Annotated in this window: 15 protein-coding genes and 1 pseudogene; 6 read left to right on the plus strand and 10 right to left on the minus strand. The window is 57.9% G+C overall.

Features of this window, described 5'->3' with window-relative positions; translation table 11 throughout:
• The 5 genes from NKJ89_RS34335 to NKJ89_RS34355 all read right to left on the minus strand — a co-directional run.
• The coding region (locus tag NKJ89_RS34335) for a helix-turn-helix domain-containing protein (RefSeq protein ID WP_352608878.1) at positions 1 to 123 on the minus strand (123 nt) is incomplete at its 3' end.
• 384 nt (positions 124 to 507) lie between these two features.
• Positions 508 to 720, minus strand: a complete 213-nt coding sequence (locus NKJ89_RS34340) for a cold-shock protein (RefSeq protein WP_282753690.1) — start codon at positions 718 to 720, stop codon at positions 508 to 510.
• A gap of 216 nt (positions 721 to 936) precedes the next feature.
• A complete protein-coding gene (gene hxsC / locus NKJ89_RS34345) occupies positions 937 to 2,097 on the minus strand; it encodes a His-Xaa-Ser system radical SAM maturase HxsC (RefSeq protein WP_352608865.1) in 1,161 nt (386 codons plus the stop codon).
• Position 2,098: 1 nt separating this feature from the next.
• Entirely contained in the window at positions 2,099 to 3,517 is a 1,419-nt protein-coding gene (gene hxsB / locus NKJ89_RS34350; RefSeq protein ID WP_352608866.1) for a His-Xaa-Ser system radical SAM maturase HxsB, read from the minus strand.
• A gap of 31 nt (positions 3,518 to 3,548) precedes the next feature.
• Positions 3,549 to 3,881, minus strand: coding sequence for an HxsD-related protein (locus tag NKJ89_RS34355; protein ID WP_352608867.1), 333 nt, complete (start codon positions 3,879 to 3,881; stop codon positions 3,549 to 3,551).
• 812 nt (positions 3,882 to 4,693) lie between these two features.
• Between NKJ89_RS34355 and NKJ89_RS34360 the strand changes: the two genes are divergently transcribed.
• Positions 4,694 to 6,148 (plus strand): adenylate/guanylate cyclase domain-containing protein, encoded by a 1,455-nt coding sequence (locus tag NKJ89_RS34360; protein WP_352608868.1) that lies wholly within the window; start codon positions 4,694 to 4,696, stop codon positions 6,146 to 6,148.
• 1,146 nt (positions 6,149 to 7,294) lie between these two features.
• Here the strand turns inward: NKJ89_RS34360 and NKJ89_RS34365 are convergent.
• From NKJ89_RS34365 to NKJ89_RS34380, 4 genes are all read right to left on the minus strand, one after another.
• Positions 7,295 to 8,266 (minus strand): acetylxylan esterase, encoded by a 972-nt coding sequence (locus tag NKJ89_RS34365; protein ID WP_352608869.1) that lies wholly within the window; start codon positions 8,264 to 8,266, stop codon positions 7,295 to 7,297.
• Positions 8,267 to 8,470: 204 nt separating this feature from the next.
• Positions 8,471 to 9,568 (minus strand): polyamine ABC transporter substrate-binding protein, encoded by a 1,098-nt coding sequence (locus NKJ89_RS34370; protein ID WP_352608870.1) that lies wholly within the window; start codon positions 9,566 to 9,568, stop codon positions 8,471 to 8,473.
• Between the two features lie 161 nt (positions 9,569 to 9,729).
• On the minus strand, positions 9,730 to 12,132 hold the full coding sequence (locus NKJ89_RS34375) for an aminotransferase class III-fold pyridoxal phosphate-dependent enzyme (RefSeq protein ID WP_352608871.1): 2,403 nt from the start codon (positions 12,130 to 12,132) through the stop codon (positions 9,730 to 9,732).
• Between the two features lie 137 nt (positions 12,133 to 12,269).
• Positions 12,270 to 13,271, minus strand: coding sequence for a LysR family transcriptional regulator (locus tag NKJ89_RS34380; protein WP_352608872.1), 1,002 nt, complete (start codon positions 13,269 to 13,271; stop codon positions 12,270 to 12,272).
• A gap of 186 nt (positions 13,272 to 13,457) precedes the next feature.
• On the opposite strand from NKJ89_RS34380, the gene NKJ89_RS34385 reads away from it, so the two are divergent.
• The 5 genes from NKJ89_RS34385 to ggt all read left to right on the plus strand — a co-directional run bounded on the left by NKJ89_RS34385 (position 13,458) and on the right by ggt (position 18,148).
• Positions 13,458 to 14,099, plus strand: coding sequence for a GntR family transcriptional regulator (locus NKJ89_RS34385; protein WP_352608873.1), 642 nt, complete (start codon positions 13,458 to 13,460; stop codon positions 14,097 to 14,099).
• Positions 14,100 to 14,190: 91 nt separating this feature from the next.
• Positions 14,191 to 15,042: a transporter substrate-binding domain-containing protein gene (locus NKJ89_RS34390; RefSeq protein WP_352608874.1), complete on the plus strand. Its 852-nt coding sequence runs from the start codon at positions 14,191 to 14,193 to the stop codon at positions 15,040 to 15,042.
• A 73-nt stretch (positions 15,043 to 15,115) separates the two neighbouring features.
• A complete protein-coding gene (locus NKJ89_RS34395; RefSeq protein ID WP_352608875.1) occupies positions 15,116 to 15,829 on the plus strand; it encodes an ABC transporter permease in 714 nt (237 codons plus the stop codon).
• On the plus strand, positions 15,826 to 16,518 hold the full coding sequence (locus tag NKJ89_RS34400; RefSeq protein ID WP_352608876.1) for an ABC transporter permease: 693 nt from the start codon (positions 15,826 to 15,828) through the stop codon (positions 16,516 to 16,518). The genes NKJ89_RS34395 and NKJ89_RS34400 overlap by 4 nt, the downstream gene beginning before the upstream one ends.
• Positions 16,519 to 16,555: 37 nt before the next feature.
• Positions 16,556 to 18,148, plus strand: a complete 1,593-nt coding sequence (ggt, locus tag NKJ89_RS34405; protein WP_352608877.1) for a gamma-glutamyltransferase — start codon at positions 16,556 to 16,558, stop codon at positions 18,146 to 18,148.
• A 108-nt stretch (positions 18,149 to 18,256) separates the two neighbouring features.
• Here ggt and NKJ89_RS34410 read toward each other — a convergent pair.
• Positions 18,257 to 18,416, minus strand: a pseudogene (locus NKJ89_RS34410) (glutathione S-transferase family protein); the annotation flags it as partial.
• Positions 18,417 to 18,537: the final 121 nt, after the last annotated feature.

Genomic DNA, 18,537 nt, shown 5'->3' on the forward strand with positions numbered 1-18,537 from the left:
GGATCTGAGAATCTTGCGGACGGTGTTCCGCGACACATGCAGTTCGCGGCAAATCCGCTTGAGCGACCATCCCTGCACATGGAATGCGCGCCGAACCCGGGCAATCGTATCCACCGACTTCATCCCCACACCATCCGCTCGCCACGACGAGCTGATGGTCGCAAATCAAAGCATCAGGGGGGTCAAAATTGGACGCCGATTCCCCGGCTTATGGGGTCAAGTTTGCACGCCGATTCACAAACCGGAAAAGCCGGCGCCGGTGAAGCGGACGAGCACGAAGACCGCGGCCTGATTGCTGCAGATCCATCGGCCTATTTAGTCCGGACAAAAAAAGGCGGGAATAACCCCGCCTTCCCTTTGCAAACAATTTGGTTTCACAGCTTGCAGCAATTTGCTGCCCCGGCCTTCCGATTGAACCATATTCCCGCGCGCTCTTGTCGAGCGACTGCCAGTACATCCGTGACTTGCCGCGTCATTCCGGCTTGTGCCGGGGCGCGCGAGAAACAATCAGCCTGCTTTGCTGAGATTGCCCGCTGAGGACTTGCCCGTACGGCGGTCCTGCTCGATCTCAAAGTTGATCTTCTGGCCATCGACCAGGGTCGAAAGACCCGCGCGTTCGACAGCGGAAATATGGACGAAAACGTCCTGACCACCATTATCAGGCTGGATGAATCCAAAACCCTTGGTGCTGTTGAACCACTTCACGGTCCCAGTCGCCATATGCGTATTTCCGTCAAGATGCATCGTCTCCTCGGTCTCGCCGTAAATTTCGACTGAATGACCGAATAGAATGGCATTGAAATCATCTGCGATTGACGCTGTCGTGAAGCTGAGGATGACAATTAGCGCGAGAAAGTTTCTCAAGTAGCTTCGCATTGGACGGCCTTAGCTTTTGAATCGGGTTTCGTGAAAGTCCCGATGCACATCGGTGTTCTATTATTGGAACGCCGTGATGTGAGAGCTTTTTGCGAGGCTGCTGGATGAAAAGAAGCCGCCACACTTATTGCGTAGGGAGCAGCTGCTGCACTCATCGGTGTATTCATTTTTCCAATCGCTGATCGAGCGTTTTGCGTACTGATGGATGGAGCCATCAAGAAGACAGAGCTGGTGATTATAGACTGAAACATTGATCCTGGCCGCAGCCAGATATTGCACAGCCGCCCGCAACTCACTTCGATAGTCGTACGGGTCCATCCAGAGCTTATCCATATTTGCCCTTGTGAAGCCAGTGATCTCCAGCCCCATGAACGTCACGTGGTCTACGAAGGTGAGATTTCTAAAAATGAAATCTGACAGGTCGGCGAGACCTTCATAGGTCTGCTTGTGAACGACAACTCGTATCTCAACCTCAGCCCCGACGGACTTCAGGTTCATGATTCCGCGGATTGTTTCGTCAAAAGCGCCCTTGGACTGAACCACGTAATCGTGAACTTCCGGGTCGGCGGAATAGATCGGTATGCCGACCGAAAGGCGGCGATGTCCAATTGCTTGATACCGCTCAGCAAACGCCTTGTCCTTAAACGTCCGGCCATTGGAAAGAATATGAATTGGCGTCGTAGGAAGGTGGTCACGAGCCGAGGACAAAATGTCAAAAAAGTCCTCACCCACCAGCGTTGGCTCACCGCCAGTGATCCCGAGAAACGGGGTCGTTGCGGGCAGCAATGGCAACACATCCAAAATCTCCCGCGCCAACCAGCGATCGTCAACGTCTTTGGGTGGCTGGGAGCACATCAAGCACAGGTGGTTGCACCGCTCCGTTACGAGGAAATAGTTCGCGTTGGCATCCTTTCTGAACAGGACACGCACTGCTTTCCGATCCGGCACAAAGCGGATAACGTCTCCCTCGCTGAGGTAGTCGAACTCGTGGGGCAGAACGACTAGTCGTCGGTCTGAAAACAGTCGCTCAGCCTCCGGCCGGTGCTCCTCAAAGGTGACAACCCACTGGCATTCAAGATGAAACGCCTGCCCCTTGAAAAGATACGCATCATGCTCCGGATTGGGCGCTTGATCAGCTTGGCCCGTCACGAGCCTAAGTGCCACTCGCTGAGAGAAATCACCGACGCTTGCTGACGCAGCGAAGCCACTCAGTCGCAACATCCTAATTCGCCCAACTTAGAAAGAGTTCCCGGGCGGCAACGTCCCTCTCCATGAGGTCGATTAGCCTCTTGAAGATCGACATGTTGCGATTGCAGAATCCCGAGCGCGTTTTGAGGCCAACAAAGTCGCCCTGCGTTGCGGTATGGAACACTGGATCGGAGCCACAGAACGGTTCGTAAGCGCAGTCGGCGCACATCGGTACGGAGCCTGCAAAAGACTGCTCGATAGGATCGAGGAGAGCGTCAGACCCGAAAATCTCACCGTAGGTGTTTTCGTGGACATTCCCGAGCAGAAATGTCTTGTCGCCCATTTCGGCCAACATTCGCGCTTCATCGGACGCGTAGACGCTGGCGTCATAGTTGTAGACGACCGCGGAGATGCCGATGCCTGCCGGGCTCATCAGGTCCACATATCCCGGTTCGAAAGGCGTGAGCATCTTTGTGAGGATGGTGGCTGCGTAAAACTCCTTGAAGGGAATACCATTCCGATTCAGTTCCAGGATGTAGTTCAGTCCATCAAAGTAGAAGTCGAGCCAGCGATCCACGTCGTAGGCCGCGTATGATTTCGTCTTGACCGCAAAACCGTATGGAGAAAGTGGCCGAAGAAATATTCCGGGGAAATCTAGCCGGACGTATTCGTCAATGATCTCGCGCACCAGTGAAAGGCTGGCCTTCGTGGTCGTCATAAGTGCGCTCACGCGCTCATGGCCAAGGGCCAGTCTCGCTTTGTGTATTCCTGCCACGGCCAGTTCGTAGCTGTTCTTTCCCGGGCGCGGTCGATTTGCGTTGTGAAGAGAGGCTGGACCATCGAGCGACGTAGAAATCAGAACGCTGTGCTCGCGGCAAAACTCCAAGATTTCGTCCGTAACAACAGCGAGGTTCGTCGTGATGACGAACTGCAAGGATCGCCCGGCGGCCTTGTTAATCTCTTCAGCCCGGTGGACGACGTGTTGGACAAGTGGGAAATTCAGAAGCGGCTCGCCACCCTGGAACTCGATTTTGATAGCCGGACTTGGGGATTGGAAAATGAGCGCCAAGGCCTTCTTAGCAGTCTCTTCGGACATATCGAAGGCTGAACGATCTTCGCTTTGACGGGATACCTGACAATAGGGGCAGGAGTGCTCGCAACGCAGAGATACGACCATAATGTGAAGCGAGGTAAAATTCTCAAGCCTCCTCGCCTTGGTCCGAACCTTCAACGCCAGCAGTTCCTGGCCGATGTTGGAGGATGCATCAAAGAGGAACTGCCTGCTGCGAAGGCGGGAGTAGGCTGGATGTGTGCTGGGGAGCTCGTGCTTGACAAAGGAAGACAGCACCGATCGGGGGAGAACCAAATACTCGCCCGCTTGGTTGGTTAGCACATACCGCTCGTCGTCCAGCTGGGAAAAACGGAAGTACGCGAGCTGGTATGTGTCGTCCAACGGTCGTTGGAACTCAGTTGCCGGAGCAAACTTAGTCATCGGACTGTAGGCCCGATCTGGAAAACGCCAGCGCCAGTATCGCGTTTCTAACCGTGGCGGTGTCGGCGGCGATGCTGCTACGCAGGTCCTGATCCAAGACCTCCAGCCGCAGCCTTTCTATCGCTGCGTCGGCCGAAGCTTGCACGGCCGCCTTACTGAAGTTGATCGTGCATACTGCGAAGCCGCCTTCGATCGTGATCTCAACCGCAGCATTTCCGGTTACCCGATACGCTGCGCGCTTCACACAGTCGAGGCTGAAGACTGACAGATCAAACTTGACTTGGGCAGTCTGGACGAGCTCGCTATCGCGAGAGGTGTCCGACATCAACAATAGCTATAGCCAGAGCAGTGAGACCCGTGACTAGCATGGCTCGAATGGCTGGTGTGGTACGCCATGATGACGTCTGTACCATTTGAGCGGTCGAGCACCTCACCGTAGCCGAGTTCCGCCGGAACAGTGCCAGCTTCAGCGAGCTTGGTCGAAGGCTGATTTGCCGATTCGACAAGGACTGCAGCCTGAACTTGGGTGCCAAGAATCATAGTGGCCGACAAGGCCATTGGTGACAGAAAACTGCGCTTTGACATTTTGATAACCCCCCGGTTGCTACAGCTGGATATCAAATCGTTTTACTTAGGACAAGTGCCATCTGAAATAATGGGTTAAGTCGCTGCTAATTCTGTTAGGAAAATACTGCACCTCTGCAATTGATGACGCTTTCCTGCTGCGGCTGACAGCGTTTCTCACCGTCTTTCGTCGGCATTTTCTAGCCAAATCTCCGATTGTTCCTAATGCGACTGTGATCGCGGTATGTTGAGAGGTCGCATATGCCGGACGCGCATCCAAGCGGATAGCAATCCGTGCCCAAGGCGGACGGACGTATGCTCATCGCCTAGCCGACAATCCGCATCCGGATCGACCGACCGACGGCCCCGTCCTGTGTAGAACGGCTTAACTCGGCTCGCAGACCACCAAGATCGAGATGCCGATCGACCCCCATCATCGCTGCACCCTCCGGGAGCGGGAACGGGAACGGTGGGCGGCTAAGCATCTCTCCTGTGCCGGCAGACGCTTTCGAATCCATTCGCATCGCTCTGGTTTTTTAGTACGCTGTCGCGCGGCAAGGCTGAGGATCCGGTGTGACGGTAGTCGACGATCGTCTTCTCGAAAGCAAGATGACCAAGGTGGAGCAGGCGCGAGCCTGGAGCCCACGCGTCATCTCGAAATTCGAGACGCTGATCAGGAGCGCCGACGACCACGCACTCTATCGCGTTAATCCACTGAGCTTTGCTCGCGACCGCGCAATCGCCGAGCCTGAAGCAATCGACCTCTTCCTTCACGCCGCCCGCTGTGGCTTGTTCGACATGAGCTGGGATGTGCTGTGTCCCCAGTCCGGGATGGTGCTCGATAGTTTCGGCGCCCTGCGAACACTGAAGACCCACTACGTCTGTGGCCTGTGCGACGTATCGGGCGACACCGACCTCGACGACTTCATCGAGGTCACCTTCTCGGTATCGCCGAAGTTACGGCGCCTGTCTTACCACGATCCCGAGACGCTCCCGGTCGAGGATTATCACTGGAAGCTCCACTTCGGACATGACGGGCGGCTACCGGGGCAAGACGTTCGCTTTCTTGACGTTCTGCGCGGCTTCGTCCGGGGCATGACGTTTCTGCCGCCCGGCACCACCACAGTGCTCCCCGCCGACCTGGGACCGGGCGCCCTTTCGGGCGTCAACGTGCAGACACAGGCCGCATTCGCCGTGCCAATATCAGGCGATCCGGTGTTGGCGCCGACACTTCTGAAGGTCGATTATGACGGCAAACGCTTCTTGCCGGCGCTGCCCACCGTGCCACCTGGCCCGATCGTTATTGAGGTAGCGAATAGCGGGCCAGTGCGAGGTTCGTTGCTTGTTATCAACTGGCCGCCCGAGCTTGTCGCGTTGAAGGCCAAACCGGCGCTCGATTTCGACCCTTATGTTTCCGGTGGAGCGCTGCTTGCGCGGCAAACCTTTCGCCAGCTCTTTCGGTCCGAACGTGTCGACGAGAAGGAGGGGCTCGGCATCCGGCAGATCACCTTCCTGTTCACGGACCTCAAGGGTTCGACCGCCATGTATGAGCGCCTGGGTGACCTCAACGCCTATGCTTTGGTCCGCGAGCATTTCGCTCTGGTCAACGCCGCGGTTCAGCAACATTGCGGTGCGGTGGTCAAGACGATTGGGGATGCCGTGATGGCTGTATTCTCGCGGCCCTCGGATGCGACATCGGCTGCACTCCACATCTTTGAAGAGATCGATCGGTTCAACGGCGACCATGACGGGCCGGGGATCATCCTCAAGATCGGGGCCCACTGTGGCCCGTCGATCGCCGTGACGCTCAACGACAACCTCGACTATTTCGGCCAGACCGTGAATGTCGCCGCGCGCGTGCAGTCCTTGGCAGAAGCCGGACAGGTCTGCATTTCTGAGGCGCTCTATTCAGCGCCCGGGGTTCGCGAAATGCTTGCCGGTCATCGTGTCGAGGCTTTTGACGCGCCGCTTCGAGGCGTGGAGGGTGATGCAACTGTATATCGCATCATGCGGGATAGTCGTGTCTAGCTTCGCCGATCACGTCGGGAATGCCGTGTCCGCAATGTCTGCTTCTGGAACAGGAGATGCTGGTCGCTACGGCCGAGATCGCGGCACATTGCTTAGGCTTTGTTATTGGCCCTCGCGAAGGATCCAAGTATGGCCATATCTGGCGGAGGGCCACTGCCTGAACGACCATCGACAAACTCAATTCGCAAACACATGAGTAAGCCATTTCGGCTTCGTCACTGGCAACTCCCGCCCGTCCACGGCGGTGCAAGGTTTTGTACGGCTGCCCGACCAGGTCGAACAGGGAATGACGCCTCTGCCCACGCAAAGGTGTCCGATCTGCAGATTGTCGATTGGCTTCACGGGCTGCCTACGGCATGCCGCGTCATCATTTCAATGCTTGGCACAAAGCCCAAAGAGAACATGAGTGAGTGGTCTTTCTACTCGTTCTACAAAAAAGGCCTCGGCCTCCAAAACTGGTTAGATGACAATGTACCTGGGTACATTGTCATAGAGCGGCCAACGGTAGATTTTGCGACCGTCCCGATCGAGACCTGCCAACAGATATTGAGCGACATCCAGACCTGCGAGTCCAACTTCGGCTGCATCTCGGTGATCATGGACTCGGGTGGAGTGGCCTAGAAGGCTATTGGTGGGCGATCCACTCTGAAGATTTCCAGCCGCTGATTGTCCGGGTCGGAAAGGATGCTGTCGTCTGCCGGCTCGAAGGTGAGGACAGGCTCGACGACTTCGAATTTCTAGTGCCGATCGACACGAGTACCTGGCCGAAGGGGACAGAACCGCTGCTCGAAGAGCCGATCTGAGGGATATCTAGGCTCATCCGCCGCCAGTCCCAGAATGACCGCAGTGGGGCCGATTGCTGCCTGTCCGGTCCTAGGGCCGAGGACTAGGTAAGCTGACACCGAGCAGGGAGAGGCCGATGGCAATCAAGCTCGCGCCGGACTCTGCCGGGGCGGTTACATAAGTGCTCCGACGTCGTTGAGCGGCTAGGTTGCCGCAGGCCCCTCAAAGCGCATGCCGGGGTGCTGCTTGCAGGGGTGGAAGTGCGTAGAGCAACATAGCGGCTGATAGCCGGTTAGAGCTTAGTTGCCCGGACAAGCAGAGGCGCCCTGTGAAGGTCAAACGCCCAGTGCTGGGCCGCTCACGTCAGCTGACACCGAACAGAGCGCTGAGCCACGCCATCTGTTCGCGCTCCTGGTAGCCTTGCCCGCCTTCATGGTTGTTGAATTCGTATTCTACGATGGCCTTTTCCCCCGTGTAGGCATTGAACGCGCCATAAACTGTAGAGGGCGGGCAGACTTCGTCCATCAGGGCCACCGAAAACAGCGCTGTCGCCTTGGACTGCCGGGCGAAGTTGACGCAATCGAAATAGTTGAGCGTTTCAAAGACTTTCGCCTTCTTTTCACGATGCTGCGCCAGAAAACGAACGATCTCCAAATAGGGATCGCGCACGGCAGTCTGCACAGCGCGCGGGAAGTCGCACAGAAATGGCACGTCAGGCATTACGGCCTTGACACGCGGGTCGAGGCCGCCAACGGCGAGTGAAATACCGCCGCCCTGGCTGTCACCGCAAACCGCGATGCGTTCGGGATCGATGAAGTCCTTCCCTATGAGCGCATCTATCGCCCGCACACCATCGGTGAGCAGCCGCCGGTAATAGTAGTCATTCTTATCCAGAACGCCACGCGTCATAAAGCCAGGAATGGATGAGGTCGAGCCGACCGGATCCGCGGTCTCACCGACGCTCCAGTCGCTTCCCTGCCCACGTGTATCCATTCGGAAATAGGCAAAACCTGACGCCGCCCAATGCAGTTGCTCATGCGCCAAGCCGCGGCCGCCGCCATAGCCTATATACTGCACGACGAGGGGCAGCCGCCCCTTGCGATGCGTCGGCAAGATTAGCCATCCTTTGATCGGATGACCGCCAAATCCCGGAAACGTGACGTCGAAGGACTGGACCGCCTTGAGCGTCGTGTGCGCCTGCACGATACTGACCTCGTCGCCGGCCTGGCGGGCCTCGGCGATAGTCGACGTCCAGAACTGAGCAAAGTCGCCCGGCATGGGGACATTGCTGACATAAGCGCCCAGTTCGGGTTGGATCAGATCCGGGAACGCCATTGTCCCTCCAAAGTTGAAATAGGAGCAAAGTCGGCGATTAATATGAATGGCTCTGGATTCGGGTCGGCCCTACTATTTACCGGCCCAACAGATTTCGCCATGTCCCTCTGCCATTCTTCCGTCGCGCGGATATCACGTGGCGGCAGACCTCCACCCCGAGGCGCCGCTCGAAAAATGGCGGTGACCGCGCCATCCATATTCCGTTTAGCTGCCCGTCTTGATCAGGGTCCAGAGGCGGTTGAGTACGCGCTGCTCCTTGGACCCGTAGGGAGAAATCGTGAAAAGCTTCTTGAGCGTCTCCTCCGTCGGGTAAACTGACGTGTTCTTCAACACTGCTTCGTCCATGAACTTCTGCGAGGCGAGATTGCCGTTGGCTGTTTGGACATAGTTGGTTGCCTTGGCAATGACTTCCGGCCGCATCAGGTAGTTAATGAAGGCGTGCGCCTCATCGACATGCTTGGCGTCGGCAGGGATCGCCAAGTTATCGAACCACATATAGGTGCCTTCCTTAGGGATTAAGTATTCGATCTTGACCCCGTTATTGGCTTCTTTGGCACGGTTCTTGGCCTGCAATACGTCACCCGACCAGCCGATGCTGATGCATTTGTCGCCATTCGCCAGATCGTTGATGTAGGAAGAGGAGTTGAAGGTACGGACATAGGTCCGGATTCTCACATAGACGTCACCGCCGGCTTCGAGGTCCTCTTTCTTCTTGCTGTCGCCATCCTTGCCGAGATAGTTCATGGAAATGGCAACAGTCTCCTCGGGCGCATCGACAATATTGATGCCACAGCTGTTTAGTTTGGCCGCATTCTCCGGCTTGAAGAGCACGTCCCAGCTGTCGATCGGCACGTCGCCGAGCACGGCTTTCACCTTGTCGACGTTATAGCCGATGCCGGTGGTACCCCACATATAGTTGACGGCATATTGGTTGCCCGGGTCATACTTGGCCAGGCGCGCCATCACGTCGGGCCACATGTTCTTGAGGTTCGGCAGCTTGGACTTGTCGAGCTTCTGGAACACGCCGGCCTCAATCTGGCGGGCCAGGAACGGTCCGGTGGGAACCACCACGTCATAGCCGGACCCGCCGGCAAGCAGTTTGGTCTCAAGAATTTCATTCGAATCGAAGGTGTCATAGACGACCTTGATGCCGGTCTCCTTGGTGAAATCCTCAAGGATGGAACTGTCGATATAATCAGACCAGTTGTAGACGTTGACGACCTTTTCCTGCGCCAACGAGATGCCTGCGGAAAACAGGGCAGCTGTCATCGTGACAACCAGTCCGAATAGCTGTTTCTTCATGAAGATTCTCCTGTTTGGTCCAGCCTGCCATTCCGCCGGCAGGCCAGGTGTTCCACTCTCGAGGTCAAGGCGAGCATTGTTGACCTGCCGATCGTTCCCGATTGTCCGAGGGCCAGCTTGACACCAGTCACCAATCTTCTTCCTTGCGCAGGAAAAAGAGATCATTCCAGCTGAGTCCCTGGCAGGGTTGATTGCTGGCTTCTTAAGCTGCCCTCAAAAGCGCTGACGAAGATGTCGACCTCGCTTCCCGACCAGATCAGTGGCGGGCGGAGCTTGAGGGTGTTCGGCGTCCCTTTGCCGACAAGGATGCTTCGGGCAAGCATGTCTTCTATAAGGCGATCGGTTTGCTGAATTGCCGGCTCTTTGGTGCGACGATCGGTCACCAGTTCAACGCCGGTCATCATACCACGGCCGCGTATGTCGCCGATGATTTCGTACCGTTCAGCCAGGCGGCGCAGTTCATGCCGCAGATATTCGCCTGTCTCAGCGCTCCGCCTGACCACGCTTTCTCGCTCGATGACATCAAGCACGGCCATGCCGGCCGCGCATGCGACGGTATTGCCGCCAAAGGTGCTGAACAGAAGCGGATATGTGCCATTGAGAAACCGCTTCATGAGAGCAGAGCTGAGAATAACAACGCCGAGAGGGTGGCCGTTTCCGACCGGTTTGCCCATCGTTATGACGTCGACATTGTCGTCCTTTAGCCCATTTGCCCTGAACCCCCAGAATGTTCCCATGCGGCCACAACCGGCCTGTACCTCGTCCGCAATGACGAAGCCGCCCGCGGCGCGAACCTTCTCCGCAACGAGATTGAAATAGTTTTTCGGCGCCTGCAAAACCCCGCTCGAGCACAAGGCGGTGTCTACCATGAATGCTGCGGGCCTGTGGCCCCTTTCGCTCAAGGTGGCTATCGCCCGGTCGGCGTCGGCTGCGTACCTTTCAGCGGCTTGCGGGTCGCTGGCGTAAGGCCCCCTGTACATGTCCGGTGCGATCAGGGTTTCAATCCGTTTGGGATGCTCTTCGGCAGGAAGATGACGCCAGCTTTCATTGGAGAGCGCCGTCGTGAGTTCGGTGCATCCATGGTAGGCCTGATCGATGATCAAGCCGCCATCATGCCGGCTGAGCGACATGGCTATCTGCATCGCCAGGTCGTTGGCTTCGCTGCCCGAGTTGACGAAGATGCAGGTGTCGAGGTGATCAGGCAGGTCGGCGGTCAGGCGCGCTGCGTACTCGACCGCCACGTCGCACATGTAGCGCGTATTGGTGTTCAGCGCGCTGGCCTGGCGGTAGATAGCTTTCGCCACATGCGGATGGCAATGACCAATCTGGGGGACATTGTTGTAAACATCCAGATAGGCGGTGCCATCGGCGGCATACATCCAGGCCCCGGCAGCGCGCGTGATGTGCAAAGGCTTGTTGTAGAAATGCCATATCGGCCCCAGGTGAGCTTCGCGCTCACGCGTGAGCGCGTCATAGTCATCTGCGAGGCGCTCGCCATCGTTGCTCATAGCGCCATACACCGGAAACCGGCATGCCTGACGAAGCCTGCGGACCGCCTGTGCCCGACCTTGACGGCTCAGCAACTCCATCATTCGAGGGTAGTGGCTGGCGTCTTCGATATGGCGGATGCCAGATTCATCCGTGGCTTCTCTCGCTTCCACGATGACAGTGGCCATCGCGAGACGCAGGAGCATCGCATCGAAGATGAGATCAATCTCATTTTCTTCAAGCGGGTAGGTTGAATCGAAGCCTGATGTCACGTCGCAAAGGTAAGCGATCGGATCGTCATCATATTTTGAGAATGTCTCGGAGGCGGCCACAATGTCCGCAACAATGGAATTATAGCCCATATCGCCAAAATCGATGATACCCACCGGGGATGTACTGTCACTTGGATCGACCAGGATGTTGCCGCCATGCGAATCCTGATGCACGAGTTGCCGGCGCGTCTTCAGCAATTGGGGAAGGGTAAAGCGCTCAGCGCGATCGAAAATCTCCTCGCACAATTGCCGAAGCCCGGCATCGGAGATCTTTGCTATTTGTGGGCGCAAAGACAGGGCACGTGAAATGTCCCAGAGGTGCACATTGCTGTCCGCGTATGGATGAAAAAAATCGCGCAGCGCGTAGGCAAGCCGTCCTACCATTGCACCTATGTTGAACCGGGTGCCGGCGGAAAACGCTTCCTCAACCTGCTCCATGACCTTCCCAGGAAGGAAAGTAAGCACACGCACCATGTGCCGGGAGCCGCGCTCGTCCTCGATCCATTCATAGGGGGCGCCCGCGAGGGAGGGAACAACACGAGGTACCGGAAGGTCCGGATTGCGCTCGAAGATATGGTTCAGGGCTTTGACCTGCATATCCACGACGCCTTCAGGCTCACTTACATTCGATATCTTGACGACGACGTCGCGACCATCGGTGCGCTCGATCCGCCAGGATAGATCGCGCTCGGAAGCCAGTTGCCCGTATGTCCCCTCGAGCCCGTAGCGGGTTGCGACGACGCGCCTTGTCGCTTCCAGCGAAAAATTGGGAAGGTTGCGAAGCAGCAGAGCGTCTGTGCTCATTCCATAACCTGAAGCCAAAGATCAAAACGCTCGACGCGGCGGCCGAATCGCTGGCCCTGCGCATCGCCAGCCGTGCTAGACGCTAGACCTCTGCTGGCGTGGGAAGAATATCATTCAGGGAACCGATACATTGGTTTTTACAAATGCACCCGGTGCGCCTTGATGATCGTGTCGCGGACATAGGCGACGTTGGCAGCCTGTTCGCCTGCGCGCGTGGCGACCTCGATGTCGGCGAAATAGGCCTCATCGGCCATGGGAAGCCGGCGCAGACGCCCCTGCTGTTCGAACAAGCTCGCAAAGTGTAGCGGCAGGACCCCGAGGTAGGCGCCTGACAGAACCATCAAAAGCTGCGCCTCAATGTCAAAGGTTACGCGGTTTGCGGATGAGTCGTCGAAGCGGTGGCGCCGAATACCATACCAATAACCTCTGTGTACCCAGGGATGGCCGTAGCATTCCGCACTCGTAATCGTCTCGTCTTTTCGTTGAAACAACGGATGCGTCGATCCGCAAAATACCGCGTGCTCTTCTCGGTAGATGATTTGGTATTTTACGCTTGCGACTTTGATGTCGGAGCCACCTATTCCAATGTCTATGTCGCTTTCGGCTACCGCCTTCGTTATATCATTGGGCCGCATGATTTTGAGATTCAACTCGATTTCCGGTGCGGTTTCGGAAAGCTCGGCAATTGCTTCGGCAATCCGGAAACTTGGGTCGGTCGCCATGCAGTCGACGATACCGACGCCGACCTTCCCCGCCATCGCGCTTCTGAGGTACGAAAGCCGGGCCGAGTTGGTGTCCAGCATCCCGGTGATTTCCGTACTGATTTCGTAAACTCGACGCCCTTCCTCAGTGAGCGAGAACCCGCGACGTCCCCGTTCGCACAACTTCACGCCTAGCCGCTGTTCGAGCGCGGTCAGATGGTTGGAGACCGTGGGCTGGCTAAGCGACAGTTCCATCTGTGCTGCAGACATGCCGCCATTGCGGACCACGCTTTCAAAGACGCGAAGCAGGTGGAGATCGGATCCCGATATCTTCATGAAAGCAGATTGCACCAAATGCATGGGGTGGCAATTAGAGGAGACGTCCGCGAGCGACGCATCATCAACCCGGTCAACACTGCACGCCGGCAAATCGAACACATGTCCAATACTGCCAACGGGCCCGCCAATGCACGTCCCGATAGGTGCACTGCCGGCTAGTCTCGGCTTAAGAGGTGTCGTCGTTGCCGGGCATTGACGCCGCTACCAAATCCGGATTTATGATACGTGGATACAAAAATACTTTCGGGTGCCAAAGTGCCAGCAGCCTTTTCCGTAGAGCCACGCATGTCCGCCACCGCAGAGGAAGAGGCGTACAGGCATGTCCAGCGAGCCCTTCGCCTCGGCCGCTACAAACCGGGCGACCGCCTCATTCCCGAGGAGATTGCGGCCGAGATCGGCATGAGCCGCATGCCAGTGCGGGAAGCCTTTCGACGCCTGGCCTCCGACGGACTGGTGGTTCTGCGCCCTAATCGGGGATGTGTCGTCGCCGGCCTGACGGTTGATGAGCTTTACGAGACTTTCGAAATACGCTCGGTTCTGGAGGGACTCGCCGTCAGGCTGGCGATGCCACGGATCGATGAGGAGGAACTGGAGGAGCTCGAGCGACTGCTCGATCGCATGGAACGCGCAGGCAAAAGCGGCAGCAGCGACTGGGTGGTCCGCCATCAGGAATTTCATGGCCGAATCTGTGCGCTCAGCCGCAGGCCCAAGCTCATCCACCAGATTTCGGCACTGCATGTGGTGATAGAGCCTTACATGCGCCTCTGGTTCGATGACTCCGACAAGCCGCTCTCTGCACGCGAGGAGCATGCTACGGTTATCGCGGCCTTGCGTTCCGGAGACGAACGTCACGCGGAACAGGTGATGCAAGATCATATTCTCGGCACAGCACCCATCCTGGCCGAGTTCGTGACTCCGAGCCCGTGATCAAAGCCGGCAGGAGAAATGGCCTTAAACCGGCAAAAGACCGGAACCGGCCACCGGAACAGCCAGATCAGCCTAAGAAAGGGGAACATACATGAAAATTCATCGCATGGCCGCCGTCGCGACCGTATTCGGCATGCTCAGCTTCGTGCATACCACGTTCGCACAGGACGCGCCAAAGGCTATAACAATCGCCACCGAGGGTGCCTACGCTCCCTGGAATTTTACCAATGCAGACGGCAAGCTCGACGGTTTGGAGATAGACCTCGCCAACGATCTTTGCGCACGGATGAAAATCAAATGCACCATCATCGCTCAGGACTGGGACGGTCTTATTCCATCACTGAAGGTCGGCAAGTTCGATGTGATCATGGCCGGCATGTTCATCACGCCGAAACGCCTTGAGACCATCGACTTCACGCAGCCTTATGCGATCGATCCGGGCGGGTTCGCAGTCGCCAAGGATAGCGACCTCGGTAAACTCGGCGTTTCAGCTGAGAAATTCAAGCTGGACGATGAGACTGCTTCCAAGGCCGCCATCGACAAGTTGAAGCCGCTGCTGAAGGGCAAGGTGGTCGGCGTCCAGGCGGCGACGGCCATGCTCGAATTTCTGAAGAAATACTTCGGCGACACGGTGGAAATTCGCGAATACAAGACGACCGAGCAGCATGATCTCGATTTGGCGGCGGGCCGCATCGATGCAATATTCGCTCAGAAGACAGCACTTGCCGCGACGCTCGCAAAACCTGAATTCTCCGGCTTCACGCTTGCAGGTCCGGGATTTGTCGGCGGCCTGTTCGGCGCCGGAACTGGTGCGGGACTGCGCAAGGAAGACACCAAGCTCAAGGAGATGCTGAACGACGCGATCAGCGCCGCGATCACCGATGGCACCATCAAACGCATCTCCGAGAAATGGGTGAAAACGGACGTGACGCCGGTCAAGTAGGCACGGACGGACCTGTCCGGCCGGATTGGTATAAATCGACCGGTCGGACGCCGCGCTGCAAGATTCGGTTCACATGATGGATACATTGCATATCCTTTCCCTGGGCAAGGGCGGCTGGGGCGGCGCCTTGCTGCTGGCAGCGGGCGTGACGTTTGCGCTTTCCGTCCTCGGCTTCCTGCTCGGCGCCGTCTTCGGCGCAGTGGCAGCAGGAGGCCGGCTCTCGGCGAGAGCTCTCCCGTCATGGCTCGCCAAGGGCTACGGCACGGCGTTTCGGGGCGTACCCGATCTGCTGACGATCTATCTGCTGTATTACGGCGGAAGCATTGCCCTGACGCAGCTCGGCAAATTCTTCGGCGGCGCCGGCTTCATCGGACTGCCGGCATTTGCGACGGGCGTCCTGGCAATCGGCATCATTTCGGGCGCCTATCAGGCGGAGGTCTATCGCGGCGCGTATCTCGCCGTCGATCTCGGCCAGTTTGAGGCTTGCAAGGCGCTCGGCCTGTCCCGCTTCCAATCCCTGCGCCTCGTCCTCGTGCCGCAACTGATGCGGCACGCCCTGCCGGGCCTTGGCAACGTTTGGCAGCTCGTGCTCAAGGATTCAGCTTTGATCTCCGTGATCGGCTTGGTGGAGTTGATGCGGCAAGCTCAGATCGGCGCTGGATCGATGCGGGAGCCCTTTGTCTTTTATATAGCGGCCGCGACGCTTTACTTCCTCATCGCTGCCGTGACCGGTTCGGTCTTCCGCTACGGCGAGGCTCGGGCGTGGCGAGGGATGGTCCACGCATGATCGACTTCGCCTTCTTTGTGGAGATCATTCCCACCATTCTCTCAGGCTTGCCATTGACGTTGCAACTGGCAGGCTCCTCGATCGCAATCGGCTTTGTCTTGGCCCTGCTGCTCGCACTGGCCCAACAGGGAAACCACAGGATACTGGTGTGGCCCATACGCTCCTTCGTTGCGGTCTTTCGCGGCACGCCATTGCTCGTCCAGATCTTCTTAATCTATTACGGCCTCGGCCAGTTCCGTCCCTCGCTTCAGGCGGTCGGACTCTGGTGGCTGTTCCGCGAGCCCTACTGGTGCGCCATCATCGCGCTCAGCCTCAATACCGCGGCCTATGGAAGTGAAATCCTACGGGGGGCGATACAGGGTGTGCCGCGTGGCCTGACCGAGGCAGCCGCCGCCCTCGGCATGTCACGACTCCTGACATTGCGCCTCGTCGTCCTGCCGTTGGCGCTACGCCAGGCTATCCCGAGCTACAGCAACGAGATCATCCTCATGATAAAGGGCACGTCGCTTGCATCGATCATCACGCTGATGGAGGTGACGGGCATCGCGCAGGGGCTCATTTCGCAAACCTATCGAGCCGTCGAGGTCTTCGTCGCCGCCGGCGCGATCTATCTCACGATCAATTTCACAATCATCTCGGCACTAAACGCGCTGGAAACCTGGCTCACACCCTACCGGGCGCGAGCCTGACAGGTGCCTCTCCGTCATCACCAAGAGAAATAACGAAATGCGCAATTTCGAGAAGCCGACACGATCCGTTGCTGTCTCGCGCCATGCGATGGCGGCGACCTCGCATCCTTCCGCCACCCTCACGGCGCTGCAGATTCTGGAGGCGGGCGGTAATGCGATGGATGCCGGCATAGCCGCCTGCGCGGTACAGTGCGTCGTGGAACCTGGTTCGACCGGTATCGGCGGCGACTGCTTTGTACTCTACGCGCCCAACGGCTCCGACAAGGTCCTCGCCTATAACGGGTCCGGCCGCACGCCGGCGGCCCTCACTGCCGACTGGTTCAATGAGCGGGGTCTGACGGACGTGCCACGCCAGTCGCCAGCATCAGTAACAATCCCAGGGACGATCGACGCATGGACACGCCTCCACGCCGATCACGGAGATCTCCCCTTTGCCGAAGTGCTTGCGCCGGCGATCCGGTTTGCCGAGGAGGGTTACGCCATCACTCCGCGCGTCCATCGCGATTGGTCGTTGGTGGAGGAACTGCTGGCAGCGGACCCTACGGCAGCGCGGATATTCCTTCCTGCAGGGCGAGCGCCGAAAATCGGTGAAGTTCATAGACAGCCCGAACTCGCGGAAACCCTCAAACGCATAGCCGCCGACGGGCGGAGAGGCTTCTACGAGGGGCCAGTGGCCGAGGACATGGCCTCCTATCTGCGCTCGCTGGGCGGCCTCCACACGCTGGAAGACTTCGCGAATGCACGCGGCGAGTATGTGACCCCAGTGACCACTGATTTTCGCGGCTACACGATCCACGAATGTCCCCCGAACGGCCAGGGTATCATTGCGCTCCTGATCCTCAACATCCTCAGCCGCTTCGAGGCAAAGGGGAACCCGCAGTCGGCTGACCGGCTGCATGTCGAGATAGAAGCAACGCGCCTTGCCTATGCCGCCCGCGACGCGTGGATCGCTGATCCAGGAAAGGCGGACGTCCCGGTTGACCATCTGCTGTCCGACGAGCTGGCCGACAGGCTTGCGGGAATGATCGACCTGAGAAAGGCGCTGACCGACCTGCCACCCTTCGAAATGCCGCTTCATCGCGACACGGTCTATATCTCAATCGTGGACCGAAATCGAAATGCGGTAAGCTTCATCAACTCCATCTTCGATAGTTTCGGCACCGGCCTCGTCTCTCCTCGCTCGGGTGTCATCCTGCATAATCGCGGCCAGAGCTTCTCGCTCAAGCCAGGTCATCCCAATCAGATCGGGCCATCGAAACGGCCGCTTCACACGATCATCCCCGGTATGGTGACGCGCAACGGCAGGGTGGAAATGCCGTTCGGCGTCATGGGAGGCTACTATCAGGCGCTCGGCCATGCCCATCTGATATCCAAGGTCCTCGATTACGGAATGGACCTCCAGGGGGCGATCGATCTGCCGCGCGTGATGCCGACATCCAACGGAACGAGAGTGGAGGCAGAGCACACGATTGACGGCTCGACTAAGGCCGAGCTCGAACGGCGAGGCTTCACCTTTACTCCGGCGGAAGAGCCGATCGGCGGCGCTCAAGCGATCCGCATCGACTGGGAGAACGGCACTCTGACCGGCGCGTCGGAGCCGAGGAAAGATGGGATCGCTCTGGGAATCTAGGGCCCCGGGGGGCACGGAGCATAATCTGAGCACTCTGCGTCTGCAGATGAAGAACGAGAAGCTGATCGCGGCTACGCTATCCTCAATCAGCCGGTCGCCAGTTGAGCGTCGAGGGCCTGCGGGCCGCGCTTCGCCACGGATCACATAGGCGGAGAGGTTCGGATATTCGTCCAGGATACCCGACGCTCTTAACCTGAGCAGCGCGAGACAGGTCGCCCGCACTGAACGCACCATCGAGCCAGTTGACCTTGTCAAGACGTCGGGACAGTGTCGCCGGCATCAGGATCTGCGCCGCGTGCTTGGATAGGCCCGAGGCGGACGGGAGCCGAAATTCAGGCGAGCACGGTTATGACAGAATTGCGGACGGACCGGATTTAATCACATTCAAC

It is taken from the genome of Mesorhizobium sp. M0047, assembly GCF_040323315.1.
Classification (GTDB): domain Bacteria; phylum Pseudomonadota; class Alphaproteobacteria; order Rhizobiales; family Rhizobiaceae; genus Mesorhizobium.